Source organism: Sphingomonas sp. Leaf38 (genome assembly GCF_001421825.1).
Taxonomy (GTDB): Bacteria; Pseudomonadota; Alphaproteobacteria; order Sphingomonadales; family Sphingomonadaceae; genus Sphingomonas.
This window is the reverse complement of the sequence record NZ_LMLD01000011.1, coordinates 1743646-1762944: the sequence shown is the minus strand read 5'-3', so window position 1 is coordinate 1762944 and position 19299 is coordinate 1743646. Positions and strand designations below refer to the sequence as shown.

The 19299-nt window shown below is 66.5% G+C and carries 18 protein-coding genes; 11 read left to right on the top strand and 7 right to left on the bottom strand.

Annotated elements, in window-relative coordinates; all coding sequences use genetic code 11:
- Positions 1-315: 315 nt before the first annotated feature.
- Both ASE88_RS15445 and ASE88_RS15440 read left to right on the top strand, forming a co-directional pair.
- A complete protein-coding gene (locus ASE88_RS15445; RefSeq protein ID WP_082466571.1) occupies positions 316-3222 on the top strand; it encodes a PAS domain-containing protein in 2907 nt (968 codons plus the stop codon).
- A 166-nt stretch (positions 3223-3388) separates the two neighbouring features.
- On the top strand, positions 3389-5551 hold the full coding sequence (locus ASE88_RS15440; protein ID WP_055877323.1) for a TonB-dependent receptor: 2163 nt from the start codon (positions 3389-3391) through the stop codon (positions 5549-5551).
- Between the two features lie 30 nt (positions 5552-5581).
- Here ASE88_RS15440 and ASE88_RS15435 read toward each other — a convergent pair whose 3' ends face one another.
- Both ASE88_RS15435 and ASE88_RS15430 read right to left on the bottom strand, forming a co-directional pair.
- Positions 5582-6109: a gamma carbonic anhydrase family protein gene (locus ASE88_RS15435; protein ID WP_056479177.1), complete on the bottom strand. Its 528-nt coding sequence runs from the start codon at positions 6107-6109 to the stop codon at positions 5582-5584.
- The gene (locus tag ASE88_RS15430) at positions 6109-8217 is read right to left on the bottom strand and encodes a malate synthase G (RefSeq protein ID WP_056479174.1); all 2109 of its coding nucleotides are present in this window, start codon (positions 8215-8217) and stop codon (positions 6109-6111) included. Before ASE88_RS15430 ends, ASE88_RS15435 begins: the two co-directional genes overlap by 1 nt.
- A 93-nt stretch (positions 8218-8310) precedes the next feature.
- Between ASE88_RS15430 and ASE88_RS15425 the strand changes: the two genes are divergently transcribed.
- Positions 8311-9186 (top strand): LysR family transcriptional regulator, encoded by an 876-nt coding sequence (locus tag ASE88_RS15425; RefSeq protein ID WP_056479171.1) that lies wholly within the window; start codon positions 8311-8313, stop codon positions 9184-9186.
- On the opposite strand, the gene ASE88_RS15420 is transcribed toward ASE88_RS15425, so the two are convergent.
- A complete protein-coding gene (locus ASE88_RS15420; RefSeq protein WP_056479167.1) occupies positions 9141-9629 on the bottom strand; it encodes a MarR family winged helix-turn-helix transcriptional regulator in 489 nt (162 codons plus the stop codon). The genes ASE88_RS15425 and ASE88_RS15420 overlap by 46 nt on opposite strands.
- 78 nt (positions 9630-9707) lie before the next feature.
- Here ASE88_RS15420 and hppD point away from each other — a divergent pair, with 78 nt between their 5' ends.
- From hppD to ASE88_RS15395, 5 genes are all read left to right on the top strand, one after another.
- Positions 9708-10778, top strand: coding sequence for a 4-hydroxyphenylpyruvate dioxygenase (hppD, locus tag ASE88_RS15415; RefSeq protein ID WP_056479164.1), 1071 nt, complete (start codon positions 9708-9710; stop codon positions 10776-10778).
- A 200-nt stretch (positions 10779-10978) separates the two neighbouring features.
- Positions 10979-12319: a homogentisate 1,2-dioxygenase gene (gene hmgA / locus ASE88_RS15410; RefSeq protein ID WP_082466570.1), complete on the top strand. Its 1341-nt coding sequence runs from the start codon at positions 10979-10981 to the stop codon at positions 12317-12319.
- Positions 12316-12960: a maleylacetoacetate isomerase gene (maiA, locus tag ASE88_RS15405; protein ID WP_056479160.1), complete on the top strand. Its 645-nt coding sequence runs from the start codon at positions 12316-12318 to the stop codon at positions 12958-12960. The genes hmgA and maiA overlap by 4 nt, the downstream gene beginning before the upstream one ends.
- A complete protein-coding gene (locus ASE88_RS15400; protein ID WP_056479157.1) occupies positions 12957-13322 on the top strand; it encodes a Rieske (2Fe-2S) protein in 366 nt (121 codons plus the stop codon). The genes maiA and ASE88_RS15400 overlap by 4 nt, the downstream gene beginning before the upstream one ends.
- A gap of 55 nt (positions 13323-13377) precedes the next feature.
- Positions 13378-14334, top strand: coding sequence for a rhodanese-related sulfurtransferase (locus tag ASE88_RS15395; RefSeq protein ID WP_056479154.1), 957 nt, complete (start codon positions 13378-13380; stop codon positions 14332-14334).
- A 140-nt stretch (positions 14335-14474) separates the two neighbouring features.
- On the opposite strand, the gene ASE88_RS15390 is transcribed toward ASE88_RS15395, so the two are convergent.
- Genes ASE88_RS15390 through ASE88_RS15375 form a run of 4 tightly spaced genes read right to left on the bottom strand, consistent with a single transcriptional unit; the run spans position 14475 to position 17367 of the window.
- Positions 14475-14996, bottom strand: a complete 522-nt coding sequence (locus ASE88_RS15390) for an ankyrin repeat domain-containing protein (protein ID WP_056479151.1) — start codon at positions 14994-14996, stop codon at positions 14475-14477.
- A 1-nt stretch (position 14997) separates the two neighbouring features.
- Entirely contained in the window at positions 14998-16158 is a 1161-nt protein-coding gene (locus ASE88_RS15385) for a glutathionylspermidine synthase family protein (protein ID WP_056479148.1), read from the bottom strand.
- Positions 16158-16907, bottom strand: coding sequence for a PspA/IM30 family protein (locus ASE88_RS15380; protein WP_055877354.1), 750 nt, complete (start codon positions 16905-16907; stop codon positions 16158-16160). The genes ASE88_RS15385 and ASE88_RS15380 overlap by 1 nt, the downstream gene beginning before the upstream one ends.
- A gap of 25 nt (positions 16908-16932) precedes the next feature.
- Positions 16933-17367: a YjfI family protein gene (locus tag ASE88_RS15375; RefSeq protein ID WP_056479145.1), complete on the bottom strand. Its 435-nt coding sequence runs from the start codon at positions 17365-17367 to the stop codon at positions 16933-16935.
- A 243-nt stretch (positions 17368-17610) separates the two neighbouring features.
- On the opposite strand from ASE88_RS15375, the gene ASE88_RS15370 reads away from it, so the two are divergent.
- The 3 genes from ASE88_RS15370 to ASE88_RS15360 are packed head-to-tail and all read left to right on the top strand — an operon-like array spanning position 17611 to position 19278.
- A complete protein-coding gene (locus ASE88_RS15370; protein WP_056479142.1) occupies positions 17611-18252 on the top strand; it encodes a DUF2491 family protein in 642 nt (213 codons plus the stop codon).
- 32 nt (positions 18253-18284) lie between these two features.
- The gene (locus ASE88_RS15365; RefSeq protein WP_055877364.1) at positions 18285-18698 is read left to right on the top strand and encodes a DUF350 domain-containing protein; all 414 of its coding nucleotides are present in this window, start codon (positions 18285-18287) and stop codon (positions 18696-18698) included.
- Positions 18699-18708: 10 nt separating this feature from the next.
- Positions 18709-19278: a DUF1190 domain-containing protein gene (locus ASE88_RS15360; protein WP_056479139.1), complete on the top strand. Its 570-nt coding sequence runs from the start codon at positions 18709-18711 to the stop codon at positions 19276-19278.
- The last annotated feature ends 21 nt before the right edge of the window (positions 19279-19299 follow it).

Genomic DNA, 19299 nt, shown 5'->3' with positions numbered 1-19299 from the left:
ATCGACGTCCGATCTGCATCGAAGCGGTTGACCTATCTTCGGGCGGGATCGACGGGGTGATGACCGCGCTATTGCTCTTCCGCCCTCAGCCAAAGGGCTGAAAAATGCGCTGGCAGGACGGCTCCTGCTCGTCGCGGAGCCATACTGGTCGAAGGTGTGGCATGGGGTACCGACTATGCGCCCTGGATACGCGGCGGATGCGGCGGGGATGATGGATCGTCTTGCCGGCGGTGTGCGTTTGCTGCGTGGCCCGATCCTGTCCATCCCGATCCTATCCGTCTGTTACCCTACCCCTCTTGTCGAAATACGAGCGTGATGCAGTCTCCCCCTTCTCCGACGGCATCGGCCGAGACACTGATCCCGGCGCAGGAGCGATACCGGGCGTTGTTCGAAGCGATCGATGCGGGGTTCTGCATCGTCGAGATGATCTTCGATCCCAACGGCACCGCGAGCGATTACCGCTTCATCGAGGTCAACCCGCAGTTCGAGGCGCAGACCGGTCTGACCGACGTGGTCGGTCGCACCGCACGCGAGATCGTCCCCGATCTCGAGCGATTCTGGTTCGATACCTACGGGAAAGTCGCGCTGACCGGCGAATCCGTGCGGTTCGAGCACGGATCCGAACAGATGGAACGGTGGTTCGATGTCCACGCGTTCCGGATCGGCACCCCCGATGCGCGCATGGTCGCGATCCTGTTCAACGATGTGTCCGATCGTCGCCGCGCCGCGATCGTCACGCAGGAGAGCGAGGAACGGCTCAACCAGGCGCTGACCGCTGGAAACGGAATAGGAACGTGGGACTGGGATGTTCCCACCGATCGGGTCAAGGCGGACGATCGATTCACGCACCTGTACGGTGTTCCCGCCGAAACGGGTCGCAAGGGTGCGCCGCTCGAGCAATTCTTTGGTCGGATACACCCCGACGATCTGCCCGCCGTCCGCACGCAGATTGCTGATGCGATGGAAACGGGCGGGGATTTCTCGGCGGAATATCGCATCCTCCAGCCTAATGGCGCGGTCCGCTGGGTCGCTGCGCAGGGCCGGTGCCGCCTTGCCGTTGATGGCACGCCGCTGCGCTTCCCCGGTGTCAGCTTCGACATCACCGCCCGCAAACAGGCCGATCTGCGGCAAAACGCATTGCTCGAACTGGGCGATGCGATCCGCGACCTGACGGACCCCGACGAGATCGCATATGTCGCATCGCGAATCCTCGGCACGGTGTTAAACGTCAGCCGGGTTGGATACGGCGTCATCGACACGGTGCGGGAGACGATCACCGTCGAACGCGACTGGAACGCGCCAGGCGTGACGACGATCGCCGGAACGCTCAAGTTTCGCGATCACGGCTCCTATATCGAGGATCTGAAGCTCGGCCGCACCGTCGCGATCACCGATGTCGCGCTCGACCCGCGGACGTCGGCGACCGCGCCCGTGCTGAAAGCAATCAGCGCCGCGTCGTTCGTCAACATGCCGCTCGTCGAGCAGGATGATTTCGTCGCGTTGCTCTACGCGAACAATGCTGTGCCGCGCGCCTGGAGCGACGACGACCTGCTGCTGATGCGGGAGGTTGCCGACCGCGTCCGGTCCGCGACCGAACGACTACGCGCCGAAGCGGATCGGCGAGCCAGCGAGGAGCAGTTCCGCGTCTTCGCCGAAGCCGTCCCGAACCAGATCTGGGCGGCGCGCCCCGATGGCTATCTCTATTGGTTCAACCAGCAAGTCTATGCCTTTAACGGGCTGCAACCCGGCGCGCTCGACGGCATGACGACCTGGGCCAACCAGATTCATCCCGAAGACTATCCAGCGGCGGCAGACGCTTGGCACCATGCTCTGGGAACGGGCGAACGGTACGGCGTCGAATTTCGCGCGCGTGGCAAGGACGGCGTCTATCGTTGGTTCCTGGTCCGCGCCGACGCGGTGCGCGCCGCCGACGGCACGATCCTGCGCTGGGTCGGGACCAACACCGATATCGACGACAGCCGCCGCCAGACCGCCGAAATGGCGCGCTGGAACGAGACGCTGGAAGAGCAGGTCGCGGCGCGCACGCGCGAACTGATGGCGACCGAAGAGGCGCTTCGCCAGAGCCAGAAGATGGAAGCCGTCGGCCAACTGACGGGCGGCATCGCGCATGATTTCAACAATCTGCTGACCGGTATCACCGGCAGCCTCGAACTGCTTGGTATCCGCATCGCGCAAGGACGGTTGAACGACGTCGAACGCTATTCGCTCGCCGCGCAAGGCGCTGCCAAGCGTGCCGCTGCGCTGACGCACCGGCTGCTGGCCTTCTCGCGTCGCCAGACACTCGATCCCAGGCCGACCGACGTGAACCGGCTCGTCTCGGGTCTCGAGGACCTCGTTCGGCGCACGGTCGGACCGGGAATCGAGACCGAAGTGGTCGAGTCGGTCGGGTTGTGGACGACGCTGGTCGATGCCAACCAGCTCGAGAACGCGCTGCTCAACCTGTGCATCAATGCGCGCGACGCGATGCCCGAGGGCGGCCGGTTGACGATCGAGACCGCAAACCGCTGGATCGACACGCGGATTGCGCAGGAACGCGATCTCGAACCTGGGCAATATGTCTCGCTATGCGTCTCCGATACCGGCACGGGAATGACGCCCGAGATCATTGCCAAGGCGTTCGATCCCTTTTTCACGACCAAGCCGCTCGGACTCGGTACCGGGCTCGGCCTGTCGATGATCTATGGCTTTGCGCGCCAGTCCGGCGGTCACATCCGGATCTATTCCGAGGTCGGTGAAGGCACCAACGTCTGCCTGTATCTCCCACGACATTTCGGCGAGGCGGAGAGCGCCGACGTCGATGCCGAACTCGCGGATGCGCCGCGGGCACGCGCCGGCGAGACCGTCTTGGTGGTCGACGACGAACCGACCGTGCGGATGCTGGTGATGGAGGTGCTCGAGGAACTGGGCTATGCCGCGATCGAGGCGGCCGATGGCGCAGCGGGGCTCAAGATCCTTCAGTCGAACGCGCGGATCGACCTGCTGGTGACCGATGTCGGACTGCCCGGTGGGATGAACGGGCGCCAGATGGCGGATGCCGCGCGGATCGGACGGCCCGCGCTGAAAATCCTGTTCATCACCGGCTATGCCGAGAATGCGGTGATCGGCAACGGCCTGCTCGATCCGGGCATGCATGTGATGACCAAGCCGTTCGCGATGGAGGCACTTGCCGGCCGGATCAAGACGCTGATCACGGCAGGGTGAGCGCAGACGCAACGAGGACGACGCCCGCGCCCAGCGCGTCCGCCGCGCATGTTGCAACGCGGCAACAGCATGGTGCCCATTACCGATCATGGCGATATTGTCACTTGATATGATGTATCATTAAACATACCCGGGTTGTCATACAGGGAAGACCAAAGGGAATTTGATGAAGACGATGCTGTTTGGAGCCACCGCCCTGGCTGCACTCCTCGCCACTCAGGCGCACGCGCAGACTGCACCCGCGGATGCTGCCACCCCTGCCCCACCCCCAACGCCGGTCGGCGCGACGAACCCGCGCGATATCATCGTTACCGCACCGCTCCAGACCAGCGAGCGCGACGTGCTACAGGGCACGACCGTGCTGACCGGGCAGGAACTCACGCGTCAGCTGCGCCCGTCGCTCGGCGAGACTCTGGCGCGGCAGCCCGGCGTATCCGCCAGTTCGTTCGGCCCGAGTGCGTCGCGCCCGATCCTGCGCGGCTTCCAGGGCGATCGCATCCGCGTGCTCACCGACGGGATCGGCTCGATCGACGTCTCGAACACCTCTGTCGACCACGCGGTCATCATCGATCCGCTGCTCGCCGAGCGCATCGAAATCCTCCGCGGGCCAAGCGCGCTTCTTTACGGCACGTCGGCTGTCGGCGGTGTCGTCAACGTCATCGACACGCGGATCCCGCGCTCGGTGCCCGAGACCGGCTATCGCGTGAACGGGATCGCGAATTACGGCTCGGCCGCCGACGAGCGCTCGGGCGGCATGGCCGGCGACGTCGCGGTCGGCCAGCACCTCGTGCTGCACGCGGATGGCTCGTATCTGAAGTCGGGCGATCTGCGCACCGGCGGTTACATCCTCTCGCGCGATGCGCGCGCACAGGCGCTGGCGACGGCAGCGGTGCCCGTCGATCCTAACGAGGCCGATCCGATCGACTATGCCGCCTCCGCCCGGCTGAAGGGCAAGCTGCCCAACACGCAGGCGGAAACCTGGACCGCCGGCGCCGGCGCCGCGATCATCACCGACACGGGTAGCCTCGGCGTGTCGTACAGCCACTATGACAGCCTGTACGGCGTGCCGATCCGCTATGCGACGCTGCCCGGCCAGGAGCAGGAAGCGCCGCGTCTCGATATCGTCCAGAACCGCGTCGACCTGCGCGGCGAGATCGATACCGGCGGCGACCTGATCAGCAAGATCCGCGTCCGCGTCGGGCAGGCAAGCTATCGCCATTTCGAGCTCGAGGAAGACGGGTCGGTCGGCACCGCATTCTACAACAAGGGCCTCGAAGGGCGCCTCGAAATCGTCCAGGCGAACCGCGGTGGCTGGCAGGGTGCTTCGGGCGTGCAGTTCTACAACCGGATCTTCAACGTGGTCGGCGACGAGGCGTTTCTGCCGAAGAACGAGACCAACCAGACCGGGCTGTTCACGCTGCAACAGTATGAATCCGGCAAGTTCCGCGCCGAGGGCGGTCTGCGCTACGAGATCACCGATCTCGCCGCGCGCACGCCCGAAGACGATCTGCGCTTCTTCCGCGGCAGCCAGAGCTATCATTCGGTATCGGGGTCGCTCGGTGCATCCTATGCCCTCACCGACAGCATCCGGGTCGGGCTGAACGGATCGCGGACCGAGCGCGCGCCCTCGGGCGAGGAGCTGTTCGCGAATGGCGCACACGCCGGCACGCAGGCCTACGAACTGGGCAACCCCAACTTCAGGCTGGAGAAGTCGTGGGGGCTCGAAGGCACGCTGCATGCGCATGGCGATGGCTTCAGCTTCGACGCGTCGGCCTATTACAACTGGTTCTCCAACTATATCTCGGAGAACCAGGTCGCAGCGTCGGTTTGCCAGGCGGCCGCCACTCCATCCGGGCGCGTGGTCGATCTGCCCTGCTTCCAGTATCAACAGGCCGACGCGCGCTATTACGGGTTCGAGGCGGATGCGTCAGTCAAGCTTGCGCAGATCGGTGGCTATGCGGTCAACGCCGACGTGCTCGGCGACTACGTCCACGCCAACATCGTCGACCAGGGCCCGGTCCCGCGCATCCCGCCGATGCGCGTGCTCGGCGGGATCGAGGCGCAGGGCGACCGGATCAACGGTCGCGTCGAGGTCGAGCATGTGTTCGACCAGAATCGCATCGCCGCGTTCGAGACGAAGACCAACGACTATACGATGGTCAACGCCTCGATCGGTCTGAGCCCGTTCGGCAAGGACTCGAAGACGACGCTGCTGCTGAGCGCGAACAATCTGTTCGACGTGAACGCACGGCGTGCAACGAGCTTCCTCAAGGACTTCGCCCCGCTTGCAGGTCGCGATTTCCGCGCGACGCTGCGCTTCGGCCTGTAATGCACGGGGGCCGGCGCCGTGCGCTGGCCCCTAGTCATCGATCCGCTCGAGCCCTTCCGCATAGACACGCTGCTTGGCCGCATAGCCCGCGGCCGACAATCTGAGCCCGGCGATCGCCTCGGGCGACAGCGCGCGCACCGCCTTCGCCGGCGCGCCGACGATCAGGCTGCCCGCGGGAAACACTTTCCCCTCCGTCACCAGCGCGTTCGCGCCGATCAGGCAATTCTCGCCGATCACCGCGTGGTTGAGGATCGTCGCGCCCATCCCCACCAGCACGCTGTCGCCGATGGTGCAGCCGTGCAGGATCGCGTGATGGCCGATCGTGCAGCCCTCGCCCACGGTCAGCGGGGCGCCCGGATCGGAATGCAGCATCGCACCCTCCTGGATATTGGTCCGCGCGCCGACGACGATCGGCGTGTTGTCCGCACGGATGACGGCGCCGAACCAGACGCTCGCCCCCTCCCCCAGTCGCGCGTCGCCGATCACGTCGGCGGACGGCGCAACCCACACGTCGTCCGCCAGCGTCGGGCGGTGTCCCTCGATCGCATAGAGCGGCATCAGGCGGCGTCCCTTTCCTTGGCTCGCGCGCGGTACGCTTGGAGCAGCGGCTCGGTATAGCCGCTCGGCTGCGCGAGGCCATCGAACACCAGCGCGCGGGCGGCCTGGAACGCCAGGCTTTCGTCCTCATGCCCCGCCATCGGCCGGTACAGCGGATCGCCCGCATTCTGCGCATCGACCTTGGCGGCCATCCGCCGCAGTGCCGCGTCCCCCTCGTCCGGCGTCGCGATGCCGTGGAGCAGCCAGTTCGCCATATGCTGCGAACTGATCCGCAGCGTCGCGCGATCCTCCATCAGGCCGATGTCGTGGATGTCGGGCACCTTGGAGCAGCCGACGCCCTGGTCGACCCAGCGCACGACATAGCCGAGAATGCCCTGCGCATTGTTCTCCAGTTCCTCGCGGATCTCCTCGGGCTGCCAGTTGTGCCCGGTCGCTACCGGGATCGTCAGCAGCGCATCGAGCGGCGCGATTGGTTCCGTGGTACGTTCGGCTTGCCGCGCGAACACGTCGACGCGGTGGTAATGCGTCGCGTGCAGCGTCGCTGCGGTCGGCGACGGAACCCACGCCGTGTTCGCGCCGGTCATCGGATGCGCGATCTTCTGCGCGAGCATGTCCGCCATTCGATCGGGCGCGGCCCACATGCCCTTGCCGATCTGCGCCTTGCCGCTAAGCCCGCAGGCGAGGCCGATCTGGACGTTGCGGTCCTCATACGCCTTGATCCACGACGAGGCCTTCATGTCGCCCTTGCGGATCATCGGCCCGGCCCGCATCGACGTGTGCATCTCGTCGCCGGTGCGATCGAGGAAGCCGGTGTTGATGAAGACGACCCGGTCCTTCACCGCCGCGATGCACGCGGCGAGATTGGCGGAGGTGCGGCGCTCCTCGTCCATCACGCCGACCTTGATCGTGTGGCGCGCGAGGCCGAGCAAATCCTCGATCGCGTCGAACAGACGATTGGTGAAGCCGGCTTCGTCGGGGCCATGCATCTTCGGCTTGACGATGTAGATCGAGCCCGCGCGGCTGTTGCGGATCTCGCCCGTGCCGTTCAGGTCGTGCAGCGCGATCAGCGACGTCACGATGCCATCGAGAATGCCCTCGGGTGCCTGGCTGCCGTCGGCGAGAAGGATCGCCGGCGTGGTCATCAGGTGGCCGACGTTGCGCACGAACATCAGGCTGCGGCCGGGCAGCGTGAACGCGCGGCCATCGGGGGAGGTGTACGGCCGGTCCGGTTCGAGCGACCGCGTGACCGTGCGGCCGCCCTTGTCGAAGCTGGCGGTCAGATCGCCCTTCATCAACCCGAGCCAATTGGCATAGGCGGCGACCTTGTCCTCGGCATCGACCGCGGCAATCGAATCCTCGAGGTCGGCGATCGTGCTGAGCGCGGATTCAAGCACGACGTCGGCCAAATGCGCCGGATCGTCGCGACCGATCGGATGCTGAGCGTCGATCACCAGCTCTATGTGCAGGCCGTTGTGACGCAACAGGAGGTTGTCCGCCGCATGCCCGACGAGCTGGCTGGGATCGGCAAGCTCGGGCGTGCCGCCTGTCCAGTCGGTCCACGACCCACGTGCCAAGGGCACGGCATCGTCGAGGAACGCCTTCGCCCAGGCAATCACCTGCGCGCCACGGCCAGCGTCATAGCCTTTTCCGGACGCCGCACCGGCAATCGCGTCGGTGCCGTAGAGCGCGTCGTACAGGCTCCCCCACCGCGCGTTCGCAGCGTTCAACAGGAAGCGCGCGTTGAGGATCGGCACCACCAACTGCGCGCCGGCGAGCGTGGCGACTTCCGCATCGACGTTGGTCGGGGCGACCGCGAACGGTGCAGGCTCATCGACCAGATAGCCGATCTCGCGCAGGAACGCCTGGTAGTCGGGCTGGTCGATCGGTCTGCGGGCGCGGGCGTCGTGCCACGCATCGATCTTCGCCTGAAGGTCCTCGCGAACCGCCAGCAGCGTGGCATTTTCGGGTGCGAACCGGGCGTAGATGTCGGAAACGCCCTGCCAGAACGCGGCGGCATCGAGCCCCGTGCCCGGCAGCGCCTGCGTGTCGATGAACGCCACCAGCGGCGCGGCGATCTTCAGACCTGCCTTTTCGATCATCTCGGCCATGCTGCTCTCCTCTGCTCTGGCAGCACGATAGACGCCCGCCACCTTCGCCACTAGACACTATAAAACGAAAGCTGTTGATCGCCAGGAGAACGAATGGACCCCGATATCGTGCTCTTCGCCGAAGTCGTCCGCACCACCAGCCTCAGCGCCGCGGGGCGGTCGCTCGGCATCTCCCCGGCGATGGTATCGAAGCGGATCGCGCGGCTCGAGGCGCGGCTCGGCGTACGGTTGCTCAACCGTACCACGCGCCGGCTCGAGCTGACCGCTCGGGGGGCTGCGTATCACCGCGACATGGTGGCGATCCTCGCCGCGATCCGCGATGCCGAGGCGCGCGTGTCGGATCGCGCTGAGACGCCGACCGGGCCGCTGCGGGTCAGTGCGCCGACTTCCTTCGGCCGCCTCCATATCGCGCCGCACCTCAAGCCGTTCCTCGACGCGCACCCGGGGGTCCAACTCGACCTCGATCTGTCCGACGGATATTCCGACGTCATCGGCGACCGGCTCGACCTCGCGATCCGGATCGCGCCTGCGGTGCCGCCCAGTCTGACCGGCTACCGCCTCGCCGACAGCCGTCGCGTCCTCTGCGCGGCACCAGGTTACAGCGCGCCGTGCGAAGCAGCCGATCTCAAGACGCACCGCTTGCTCGCGGCGAAGGGCCAGATGCCGTGGCGCCTCGCCGGCCCCGACGGCGCCGTCACGATCGACCGCCCGAGCTATGTCGCGACCAACTCCAGCGAAGTCGTCCGCGAACTCACGCTGGCGGGGGTGGGCATCGCGCTGCGGTCTCTGTGGGACGTCAGCGCCGACCTTGCGAGCGGCCGGCTCGTCCGCGTCCTGCCCGCGCTGGCCGGGTCTGCGGATGTCGGGATCTATGCGGTGCACGCGCGCGGGCCGGTGTCGTCGGGTGCGACCGCGCTGCTCGATTATCTGCGCGGCCTCTGGTCGCCGATCCCGCCGTGGGAGTCCTGAACCAGGTCGATCGTCACGGCATCGATCCGCCGCAGCATCGCGACGAATTGCTCGACCTCCGCGCCCGAGAACCCAGCGAAGATCCGACGCTCCAGATCGACCGCCTTCGGTGCGACCGACGCGTACAGCGTGCGGCCGTCGTCCGTGAGCCGCAACAGATGCGACCGCCGATCGTCGGGGTTCGCATGCCGCTGCATCAGCCCGCGCTCGACCAGCGCGATCGCCGCGCGGCTGACCGTGACCTTGTCCATGCGGGTCTGCTGGCCCACCTGCTGCTGCGTGATCCCGCCGGCTTCGGCCACCACGGCGACCAGCCGCCACTCCGGAATCGTCAGCCCGAACAGCGCCTCATACGTATCGGCCACCGCCTCGCTCACGAGGTTCGAGGTGATCGACAGGCGATATGGGATGAAATCGTCCAGGACGAGCGCGCGGTCAGCCATAGCGAGATCGTAACGATTGACACCAGTTGATCAAGACGGCAGATTGGTAACAACGGATACCAATCGAAGGATCGAGTCATGGACCATATGGACGTAAACCCGATGGGTCTCGACGGGTTCGAGTTCGCCGAATTCACCTCGCCCGATCCCGACCGGATGGCCGCGCAGATCGAGCAGTTCGGTTTCGTCGCCGCCTCGACCCACCCGACCAAGGCGGTGACCCGGTACAAGCAGGGCCGCATCAACCTGTTGCTCAACCGCGAAGACGGTGGCCATGCGGCGGCATTCCGCGCCGACCACGGACCGTCGGCAAGCGGCATGGCGTTCCGCGTTCATGACGCAAAGGCAGCGTTCGACGCGGCGATCGCGCGCGGCGCCAAGGCGGCGGATGCCAGCACGGGTGCACTCGGCGAGGGCAGCTATGTGCTCGAGGGAATCGGCGGTTCGCTGCTGTATCTGGTCGACAAGCATGGCGCTGCGGGCAGCCTGTACGACGACTGGAACGCCGTGCCGGGCGCAGCCGAAGCGGAAGCCGAGAACAATGTCGGGCTCGACCTGCTCGATCACCTCACGCACAACGTCAAGCGTGGCCAGATGCGGACCTGGGCCGAATTCTACGGCCAGATCTTCGGCTTCGAGGAACAGAAGTATTTCGACATCAAGGGCAAGGCGACCGGTCTGTTCAGCCAGGCGATGATCGCGCCCGACCGCGCGATCCGCATCCCCCTGAACGAAAGCCAGGACGACAAGAGCCAGATCGAGGAATTTCTCAAGGATTACAACGGCGAGGGCATCCAGCATCTGGCGCTGACCACCGACGACATCTTCGAGACGGTCGAGAAATTGCGCGCGCGCGGCGTCAAGCTGCAGGACACGATCGAGACCTATTACGAGCTGGTCGACAAGCGCGTGCCCAACCACGGCCACGACCTCGAACGCCTGCGCCGCAACCGCATCCTGATCGACGGCAATGTCGGCGAGGAGGGGTTGCTGCTCCAGATCTTCACCGAGAATATGTTCGGGCCGATCTTCTTCGAGATCATCCAGCGCAAGGGCAATGAAGGCTTCGGCAACGGCAATTTCCAGGCGCTGTACGAGAGCATCGAACTCGACCAGATCCGCCGTGGTGTAGTGACCGTCGACGCCTGATCGCTGAAACCCTCTCCCCTCAGGGGAGAGGGAAAGGCGCGCCAGCGCCGAGGGTGAGGGCACGCGCAACGCCAGCGCGTGCCCTCACCCTTCCGCCGCGCAAGCGCGCGTCTCCCTCCCTCTCCCCAGAGGGAGAGGGCTAGAAGTTTGAACGGCCGGCGGTCCGGGCGTTGATCGGAACAGGTGACGGAGAGGAAGCCATGACAATCCACCAGCCGACCAACACCGCAGGCGAGACCGCCGGCCAGAGCAGAAACGACAGCGCCGGGTACCTCCCCGGCTTCGGCAACCACGTCTCGACCGAAGCCGTCCCCGGCGCGCTGCCGATCGGCCGCAATTCGCCGCAGCGCCCGGCGTTCGGCCTTTATACCGAGCAACTCTCCGGCACCGCCTTCACCGCGCCGCGTCACGAGAACCGCCGCAGCTGGCTCTACCGGATGCGCCCGACCGCCGAGCATCCGCCATTCGAGCGCTACAGCGGCGCCAAGCGGTTCGCGCCCGGCACCACCGACGCGCCGCTCGCGCCCAACCGCCTGCGCTGGGACCCGATCGAGGCCCCTGCTCCCGGCACCGACCTGATCGACGGCATGACGACGATGCTCGCCAACCGCGACCCCGCCGATCTCGAGGGCGTCGCGCTCCACGTCTACGCCGCGAATGCCGACATGAGTGACCGCGTGTTCATGGATGCGGACGGCGAGCTGCTGTTCGTGCCGCAAAAGGGCCGACTGCGACTGCTGACCGAACTCGGCCGGATCGATATCGCCCCCGGCCAGATCGCGCTGGTACCCCGCGGCGTCCGCTTCCGCGCCGAGCTTCCCGATGGCGAGGCCCGCGGCTATGTCGCGGAGAACCACGGCGCGCTGTTCCGCCTGCCTGATCTCGGGCCGATCGGCGCCAACGGCCTCGCCAACCCGCGCGATTTCGAGACGCCGGTCGCCTGGTTCGAGGATCGCGACGAACCCGTCGAGGTCGTCCAGAAGTTCATGGGATCGCTGTGGACGACCACGCTCGATCATTCGCCGCTCGACGTCGTCGCGTGGCACGGCAACCTCGCCCCGTGGCGCTACGACCTGTCGCGGTTCAACACGATCAACACGGTCAGCTTCGATCATCCCGATCCGTCGATCTTCACGCTGCTGACTTCGCCAAGCGACGTGCCGGGCCGCGCGAACGCCGATTTCGTGATCTTCCCGCCGCGCTGGATGGTGGCGGAGGGGACGTTCCGCCCGCCCTGGTTCCACCGCAACATCATGTCCGAGGCGATGGGGCTGATCACGGGCGCTTATGACGCCAAGGCAGAAGGGTTCGCGCCGGGCGGCATCTCGCTGCACAATTTGATGTCCGGCCATGGTCCCGACCTGGCAAGCTGGCAGGGCGCGAGCGCGGCCGACCTGAAGCCGCACAAGATCGACGGCACGATGGCGTTCATGCTCGAGAGCTGCTGGCCCTACGCACCGACCGCCTATGCGCTGGACCATTCACAGCTCGATTACGATGCGGTCTGGTCCGATTTCCCCAAGGCGGTCCTGCCGCGGTGACCCCGACGCTCCACGGCTATTGGCGCTCGACCGCCGCCTACCGCGTCCGCATCGCGCTTGCCCTGAAGCGCGTGGACTATGCGCAGGTCACGTACGACCTACGCACCGATGCGCAGCGCGAGGCCGGCTACCACGCGCTCAATCCGCAGGGGCTGGTGCCGGCCTTGGAAACCAACGACGCCGTCCTGACGCAGAGCCCCGCGATCCTCGAATGGATCGACGAGACCTATCCCGATCCACCTTTGCTCCCCGCCGACGCGAATGGCCGCGCGGTCGTTCGCGCGATGGCCGCGACGATCGCGTGCGATATCCACCCGGTGAACAATCTGCGCATCCTCAACGCGCTGCGGAGCGAGTTCGGCGCGGACGATGCCGCCGTGAACCACTGGATCGCGCGCTGGATCGGCGAGGGCTTCGCCGCGCTGGAGGTGATGATCGCGCAGCATGGCCATGGCTTCGCATTCGGCGCGGCGCCGACGATCGCCGACTGCCACCTGGTGCCGCAGGTCTATTCCGCCGAGCGGTTCGCGGTCGATCTCTCGCCCTACCCGCATCTCAAGGCCGCCGCCGACACGGCCCGCGCCCTGCCCGCCTTCGCCGCCGCCCACCCCGACCAGCAACCGGACGCGGATCGGCCATGAGCGACGGCGAGCGGCTCACCGCCACGCCCGCCGGGATCAAGCTCGCGCCGCTCGACACGGTCGCCGAGGGCAAGGCCCGCAACTTCGTGGTGCAGATGCGCGCTGGGCGGTTCCACGGGTTCGTGGTGCGCAAGGACGACGCGGTGGTCGGCTATGTCGATCGCTGCCCGCACATGGGCCTGCCGCTCGCGCAGGTGCTTGACGACTACCTCACCCCGCGCGGCGACCTGATCGCGTGCAGCTGGCATTCGGCGCTGTTCGCGATCGACACCGGCGCGTGCGTCGGCGGGCCCTGCGGCGGAACGCGACTGGCCCCCTGGCCGGTCGCGGTGGTTGACGGGATGATCGTCACCGCAGGCTGACGCGGCGGACGCGGTGCGCTAAGGGACCACACCTCCTTCCCTGCACGATGAACCGATGACCCAAAATCTCCCCATCCGCGTCGTGGCGCTGTATCGCTTCACGCCGTTCGCCGACATCGCCGCGATCCAGCCGCCGCTGGCGCTCGCCTGCTGTTCGAACGGGGTGAAGGGCACGCTGCTGCTCGCGCCTGAGGGGATCAACGGGACGATCGCCGGGTCCGAGGCGGGGATCGATGCCGTTCTCGCGCATATCCGTGCATTGCCGGGGTGTGCCGACCTCGACGTGAAAGAGTCGCGCGCCGAGACGATGCCGTTCCACCGCATGAAGGTGCGGCTGAAACGCGAGATCGTCACGATGGGCGAGCCGACGATCGATCCGCTGGGCGGCGTCGGCCATTATGTCGAGCCCGCGGACTGGAACGCGCTGATCGCCGAACCGGGAACGATAGTGATCGATACGCGCAACGATTACGAAGTGTCGGTCGGCACGTTCGCCGGCGCGGTCGATCCGCACACGCGCAGTTTCCGCGACTTTCCGGCGTGGTTTCGCGCGCATCGCGCCGAACTGGTTGGCGACGGCCCGCCGCCCAAGATCGCGATGTTCTGCACCGGCGGCATCCGCTGCGAGAAATCGACCGCTTTCCTGAAGGCCGAGGGGCTTGAGGATGTCTACCACCTCAGGGGCGGCATCCTCAAATATCTCGAGACGGTCCCCGAAGCGCAAAGCCTGTGGGAAGGCGAATGCTTCGTCTTCGACCAGCGTGTCGCGGTTGGCCACGGCCTCGTGCCCGGCAGCCACGTCCTGTGCCACGCCTGCCGCATGCCGGTCAGCGTCGCGGACCGCGCCTCGCCTCTATACGTCGAGGGAATCAGCTGCCCGGCCTGCCACGACGCGCGCGATGCGGATCAGCGCGCCGGCTATGCCGAACGCGAGCGGCAGATGCGACTAGCCGAAGCCCGCGGCGAAACTCATGTCGGCGCCGTGTTGCCCAAGACGCATGGGACCGATTGACCAGCACAACCTGGCTCAGTTTTGCCCCACCCCGGCGAAGGCCGGGGTCCGATTGGGAAGGTTGCAGTAACAGGAGACTACGCTTCGTTAGCGCCGCTCCCCAATTGGGCCCCGGCCTTCGCCGGGGTGGTGTTTAACAACTACGCTCGGCTCGTCGAAAACCGCGCGGCCAACGCCGTGTTGCCTTGCGACATCGCCAGCGACTGCACGGTGTTGCCCGCAGCATCCGCAACCGAAGCATCCGCACCATTCTCCAGCAACAGGTCGATGATCGCCGTCCGGTCCACCAGCGCGGCCATCATCAGCGCGGTCTGGCCGACGCCATTGCGCCGGTTCACATCCGCCCCCGCATCGAGCAGGATCTGCGCGATCTCCGCATAACCCTTGAAACACACCCCCATCAGCGCCGTGTTGCCACGCGCGTCCGCAGCACCGTCGACCTTGGCACCCGCCGCGAGCAAAGCCGCAGTGGCGACGGCCTGCCCGTTGTAGCTGGCGATCACGAGCGGCGTGTAGCCCTTCGCATCGGTCACCTCGATATCGACCCCCGCCTGCAACAGCGCAGGGATCATCTCGTCGCGCCCCATCCGCACGGCGTCGAACATGAGTTCGACCAACCGCTCCATCGGCGGCAAGGGGGGAAGTTCGCGCGCGTCGGTCATGTCAAGCCTCGATGATATGCGGCACGAACCGCGCGAGATTGCGCGTCACGACCGTGTCATCCTCCCGAACGCCGATCCCCGCGGCTTCGTTGCCGACCATCCACGCGCCGATCACCGGATGCCGCCCGTCGAACACCGGGGGCGGCGCATAGGCCTGCCGGATCGCACCCTCGGCGCCATAGCCCTGATCGAGCACCGCATGCGCTGCGTCCCCGATCACCTCGACATTGGCCCCCTCGCGCGAGAACAGCGGTTTCCGCACAAATTTCGGCCCCAGGATCTGCGCGGCGGGATCGTCGTCGAAGAACGCCGGCAGCAGGTTCGGATGCTCTGGGTGCCGCTCCCACAGCAGCGGCAGGATGCCCTTGTTCGACAGGATCGACTTCCACGCCGGCTCGATCCAGCGCACGTACGCCCGCGACAGGTTCGGCGCGTAAGGCTCGCGCAGCATGAACTCCCACGGATACAGCTTGAACGCCGCCTGCACCTCATACCCGTCGGTATCGACGAAGCGCCCATCCGCGGCGAGCCCGATATCCTTCATCTCGACGAACTTGGGCTCGATTCCGACCTGGCTCGCCAGATCCTCGAAGAAGCGGACGGTCTGGCGGTCTTCGACCGCCGATGCATCCGCGGCGAAGTGGACGAACCCACCGCTCGGAAACAGCGCGCGGAACCGCTCGCGCAGCTTGTCGAACAGGCTGTTGAACTGGTCCGTCCCTGCCGGCAGCGCGCCGCTAGCAAGCAAATCCTCGAGCCACATCCACTGGAACGTCGCGCATTCGAACACCGATGTCGGCGTATCGGCGTTGTACTCGTAGAGCTTGGCCGGCCCCGTCCCGTCATAGGCGAAGTCGAACCGGCCGTAGAGCGACGGCTGGCGCGTCCGCCACGTCTCCGCGACGTAGTTCCACTGCTCGCGCGGGATGGCGAGGCGTTCCATCAACTGCTGGTCGCGCACCACCTCGTCGACCAGATCGAGGCACATCGCGTGGAGCTCTTCCGCCGCCGGCTCTAGATCGTCCTCAATCTCCGCCAGCGTGAACGCGTAGGCCGCGCCCTCGTCCCAATAGGGTTCGCCATCGGTGTCGTGATAGACGAACCCGATCGCGTCCGCCCGCTCACGCCAGTCGCTGCGCGGGTCGACCGCGATCCGGCGCATCAGCTGTCCGACGTCTTGGTGTCGTCGCGCTGGCCGATCTGCAGCGTCTGGCCGAGTTCCGGCGTCTTGGGCGCGGTCAGCCGCGCAAGCACGTCGTCCGCCGACGACTGGCCAGGGCCGATCCCCGCCAGCCGCAGCTTCTCGTCGAGATCGGCGCCGGTGCGGCGGTCTTCCAGTTCGCCCGCCGCCTTGATCCGCTCGCCACGGATCGCCTGGCGTTCGCGGATCCGCGCGAGGCTGTCGGCGGCCGAACCCAGCTTGTTGCCCGCCCCCATGCTACCCGACGCGACTGAGGCCTGCGCCTTCTGCACCGACTCGTTGACCTTCACGACCTCGACCTCGCGGCGGAGCTGCTCGATCTTGCGGTCGGTCTGCGCGACGGCGGTGTGGATCTGCTCCTCGGCGGCGCGCATGTCCTCGACCTGCGGGCTTTTCAGCGCGATGTCCTGTTCGAGATCGGCGATCCGCTGCGCGACCTGGCGCGCAAGATCCATATTGCCCTTCTCGACCGCAATCCGCGCCGAGGCCTCGTACTTCGTCGCCTGCGCGCGGAAACTCTCGACCTCGGTCTCCAGGATACGGCGGCGCGCAACGAGCCCGGCGAGATCGTCGCGTGCCTTGCCTTGCGCCTTGTCCGCATCGCGAATTTCCTGGTCGAGGATACGCAGCGCGTTCGCGTCGACGACGGCAGCGCCGGCTTCGTGCGCGCCGGCACGACCGAGGGTGAAAAGCTTGCTCCAGATGGCCATGCCAGTCTCTCCGTTTGTATCTAAATCAGGCGGCAGGAATCTGCGCGTGGCGCAGGTCGGTGGCCGCATCGATCGCATTCTCGGCGAGCGTGCGCAGCTCGATCACGACGGTATCGAGCGGGCTCGACGTCGCCAGTTCGCCGAACAGCTCGTAATAATCGCGGCCGTCGACGGTGCCGATCCCGAAGTTCGACAGCGGCACCAGCTTCTGCGATTTCAGCAGGAAGGTGTTGAACGCCAGCTGGTCCTCCTGCTCGTCGCACGGCCAGAGCAACGTCGAGCACGCGATCTGCGCCTCGCTGACGTTGACGAACAGCTCGAGATCTCCGTGCTGGTGCATCGTCACCAGCAGGACCGGGTCCGCGCCTTCCAGGATCCGCGCGGTGAACTCTCCCGCCTTTGCAGGCGCTGACGTGTCGAGCGCGGCCTTCAGGCTGCGGACGGTCCAGATGTCGGTCAATGCGAGAACTCCCGTGCTTGTCGCGTGACGCACACATAGGCCTTTCCCAAGCGCCTGCCACCCTCCCTCCACCTCTCATTACGCTCTTCCCTCCGTCATCCTGACGAAAGTCAGGATCCAGGGTTACGAAGCGCGGCGGGTGTGGCTCTGGGTCCTGACTTTCGTCAGGATGACGGGGGGTTGCGCTTTGCTCGCCCGGCCGCTTTGCCCTATGCAGGCCCTCAACAAAGATACGAGGATTGCATGTTCGATCGCCTGTTCGGCCGCAAGCCAGCGCTTGACGAAAACGCGCTGCCCGTCGTCCGCAACGTCACGCTGGGACGGACGGTGACGGTCGATCCGCTCGCCTGGCGGCGGTTCGGATCGGAACTCCTGTTCCCGTTCGACCGCGACACGCTCGTGATCGTCGCGCAGGGGCTGGTGAACCTCAACGAAGGCGGGTTCGTCCACCGTTTCTACACCGACGACGACATCATGTTCCAGGCGGTGTCGAACGACCGCGCGGGCCAGGACGTGACCGACGTCACGCTGTTCGCGCCGTGGGACAGCGCCTATCCCTCCTCGTCCGCCGAGCGCCCGGCGTGGAAGAACCGTCTCAAGGCGCGGACCTTCACCGCCGAGGGATTGCCCGAATATGGACGCTTCTGGTTCGGGCCCGAGGCGAGCGAACAGGAACCGGTGACGTTCTGGGAAGATCTTCACGACGACCGCGACGGCATCGTCGACCGCCGGATCTTCCAGACCTGCATGCTGTTCGGGCGCGAGCTGCCGGGTGACGACGGCCGCGAACTGCTGCTCGCGATCGACCAGGAGAACGAGGCGGGCGAGGTATCGTTCGAGATCATGCTCGGCGTGGCACTGGAACTCGGCGAGTTCAGGGCCTAGCATCACCGCCGAACGGCTCCGGGGGACTTGCCATGATCGACCAATACAGCTTCGGCGCCAGCGCGCTCGCCTTCCTGATCGCGTTCGTCGCGGCGGGCGTGTTCACGATCGCGTTCAAGATCGTCTATCAGGTGGCGACGCCCTATCACGAGAAGTCGCTGATCCGCGAGGGCAACACCGCCGCAGCGATCACGCTGGGCGCGGCGTTGCTCGGCTATGTCCTGCCGCTCGCCTCGGCGCTGACGCATACGGTTTCGCTGGTCGAATTCGCGGTCTGGGCGCTGCTCGCCGGCGTCATCCAGATCGTCACGGCTTTGGTCGTCCAGCGTCTCGTGATGCGCGACTTCAACGCGCGGATCCAGCGCGGCGAAATCGCCGCGGCGACCTATATGGCAAGCATCTCGCTGTGCGTCGGCATCCTCAACGCTGCCTGCATGACGAACTGAGGAAGCACCCATGAAGCGTTCCAGATCGATCGTCCTCACCAGCCTGATCGCAGGATCGGGCATCTCGCTGACCGCGTGCGACGGCGATGTCGGCGGCAAGCCGGTCGAGGCGCAGAGCTACGCCTCCGTCGCCGAGTGCCGCGCGGCAGGCGCGCTGTCCGCGGTTCAGTGCGACACCGCGTTCGAGCAGGCCAAGACCGATGCGGCGAAGACCGCACCGCGCTTCGAGGACAAGCAGACCTGCGAGGAGCAGTTCGGCGCCGCGCAGTGCGAACCGCGCAACAACGGCAATGGCGGCAGCTTCTTCACGCCGCTGCTGACCGGCTTCCTCGTCGGGCAGGCGCTCAACGGCGGGTTCGGCAATCGCGGCGCGCCGATGTACCGCGATCGTGAGGGCAATTATTACGGTGGCGCCGGCGGCCGGATCAACCGCGACTATGTGACGGGCCGCATGCGCGTCGGCTCGGATGCGTTCACCCCGACGACGGCGCGGGCCCCCGCGCGCGTCCAGACGCGCAGTTCGGTGATCTCGCGCGGAGGGTTCGGCGGCGGCTTCGGCGGCCGCGGCTTCGGCGGCTGATCCTCACTGATGCTCCCCCGC

What these genes read in the sequence shown, in the direction of transcription:
- ASE88_RS15445 (WP_082466571.1), top strand. Translation starts at nt 316, where the DNA reads ATGCAGTCTCCCCCTTCTCCGACGGCATCGGCCGAGACACTGATCCCG.
- ASE88_RS15440 (WP_055877323.1), top strand. Translation starts at nt 3,389, where the DNA reads ATGAAGACGATGCTGTTTGGAGCCACCGCCCTGGCTGCACTCCTCGCC.
- ASE88_RS15435 (WP_056479177.1), bottom strand. Translation starts at nt 6,109, where the DNA reads ATGCCGCTCTATGCGATCGAGGGACACCGCCCGACGCTGGCGGACGAC.
- ASE88_RS15430 (WP_056479174.1), bottom strand. Translation starts at nt 8,217, where the DNA reads ATGGCCGAGATGATCGAAAAGGCAGGTCTGAAGATCGCCGCGCCGCTG.
- ASE88_RS15425 (WP_056479171.1), top strand. Translation starts at nt 8,311, where the DNA reads ATGGACCCCGATATCGTGCTCTTCGCCGAAGTCGTCCGCACCACCAGC.
- ASE88_RS15420 (WP_056479167.1), bottom strand. Translation starts at nt 9,629, where the DNA reads ATGGCTGACCGCGCGCTCGTCCTGGACGATTTCATCCCATATCGCCTG.
- hppD (WP_056479164.1), top strand. Translation starts at nt 9,708, where the DNA reads ATGGACCATATGGACGTAAACCCGATGGGTCTCGACGGGTTCGAGTTC.
- hmgA (WP_082466570.1), top strand. Translation starts at nt 10,979, where the DNA reads ATGACAATCCACCAGCCGACCAACACCGCAGGCGAGACCGCCGGCCAG.
- ASE88_RS15400 (WP_056479157.1), top strand. Translation starts at nt 12,957, where the DNA reads ATGAGCGACGGCGAGCGGCTCACCGCCACGCCCGCCGGGATCAAGCTC.
- ASE88_RS15395 (WP_056479154.1), top strand. Translation starts at nt 13,378, where the DNA reads ATGACCCAAAATCTCCCCATCCGCGTCGTGGCGCTGTATCGCTTCACG.
- ASE88_RS15390 (WP_056479151.1), bottom strand. Translation starts at nt 14,996, where the DNA reads ATGACCGACGCGCGCGAACTTCCCCCCTTGCCGCCGATGGAGCGGTTG.
- ASE88_RS15385 (WP_056479148.1), bottom strand. Translation starts at nt 16,158, where the DNA reads ATGCGCCGGATCGCGGTCGACCCGCGCAGCGACTGGCGTGAGCGGGCG.
- ASE88_RS15380 (WP_055877354.1), bottom strand. Translation starts at nt 16,907, where the DNA reads ATGGCCATCTGGAGCAAGCTTTTCACCCTCGGTCGTGCCGGCGCGCAC.
- ASE88_RS15370 (WP_056479142.1), top strand. Translation starts at nt 17,611, where the DNA reads ATGTTCGATCGCCTGTTCGGCCGCAAGCCAGCGCTTGACGAAAACGCG.
- ASE88_RS15365 (WP_055877364.1), top strand. Translation starts at nt 18,285, where the DNA reads ATGATCGACCAATACAGCTTCGGCGCCAGCGCGCTCGCCTTCCTGATC.
- ASE88_RS15360 (WP_056479139.1), top strand. Translation starts at nt 18,709, where the DNA reads ATGAAGCGTTCCAGATCGATCGTCCTCACCAGCCTGATCGCAGGATCG.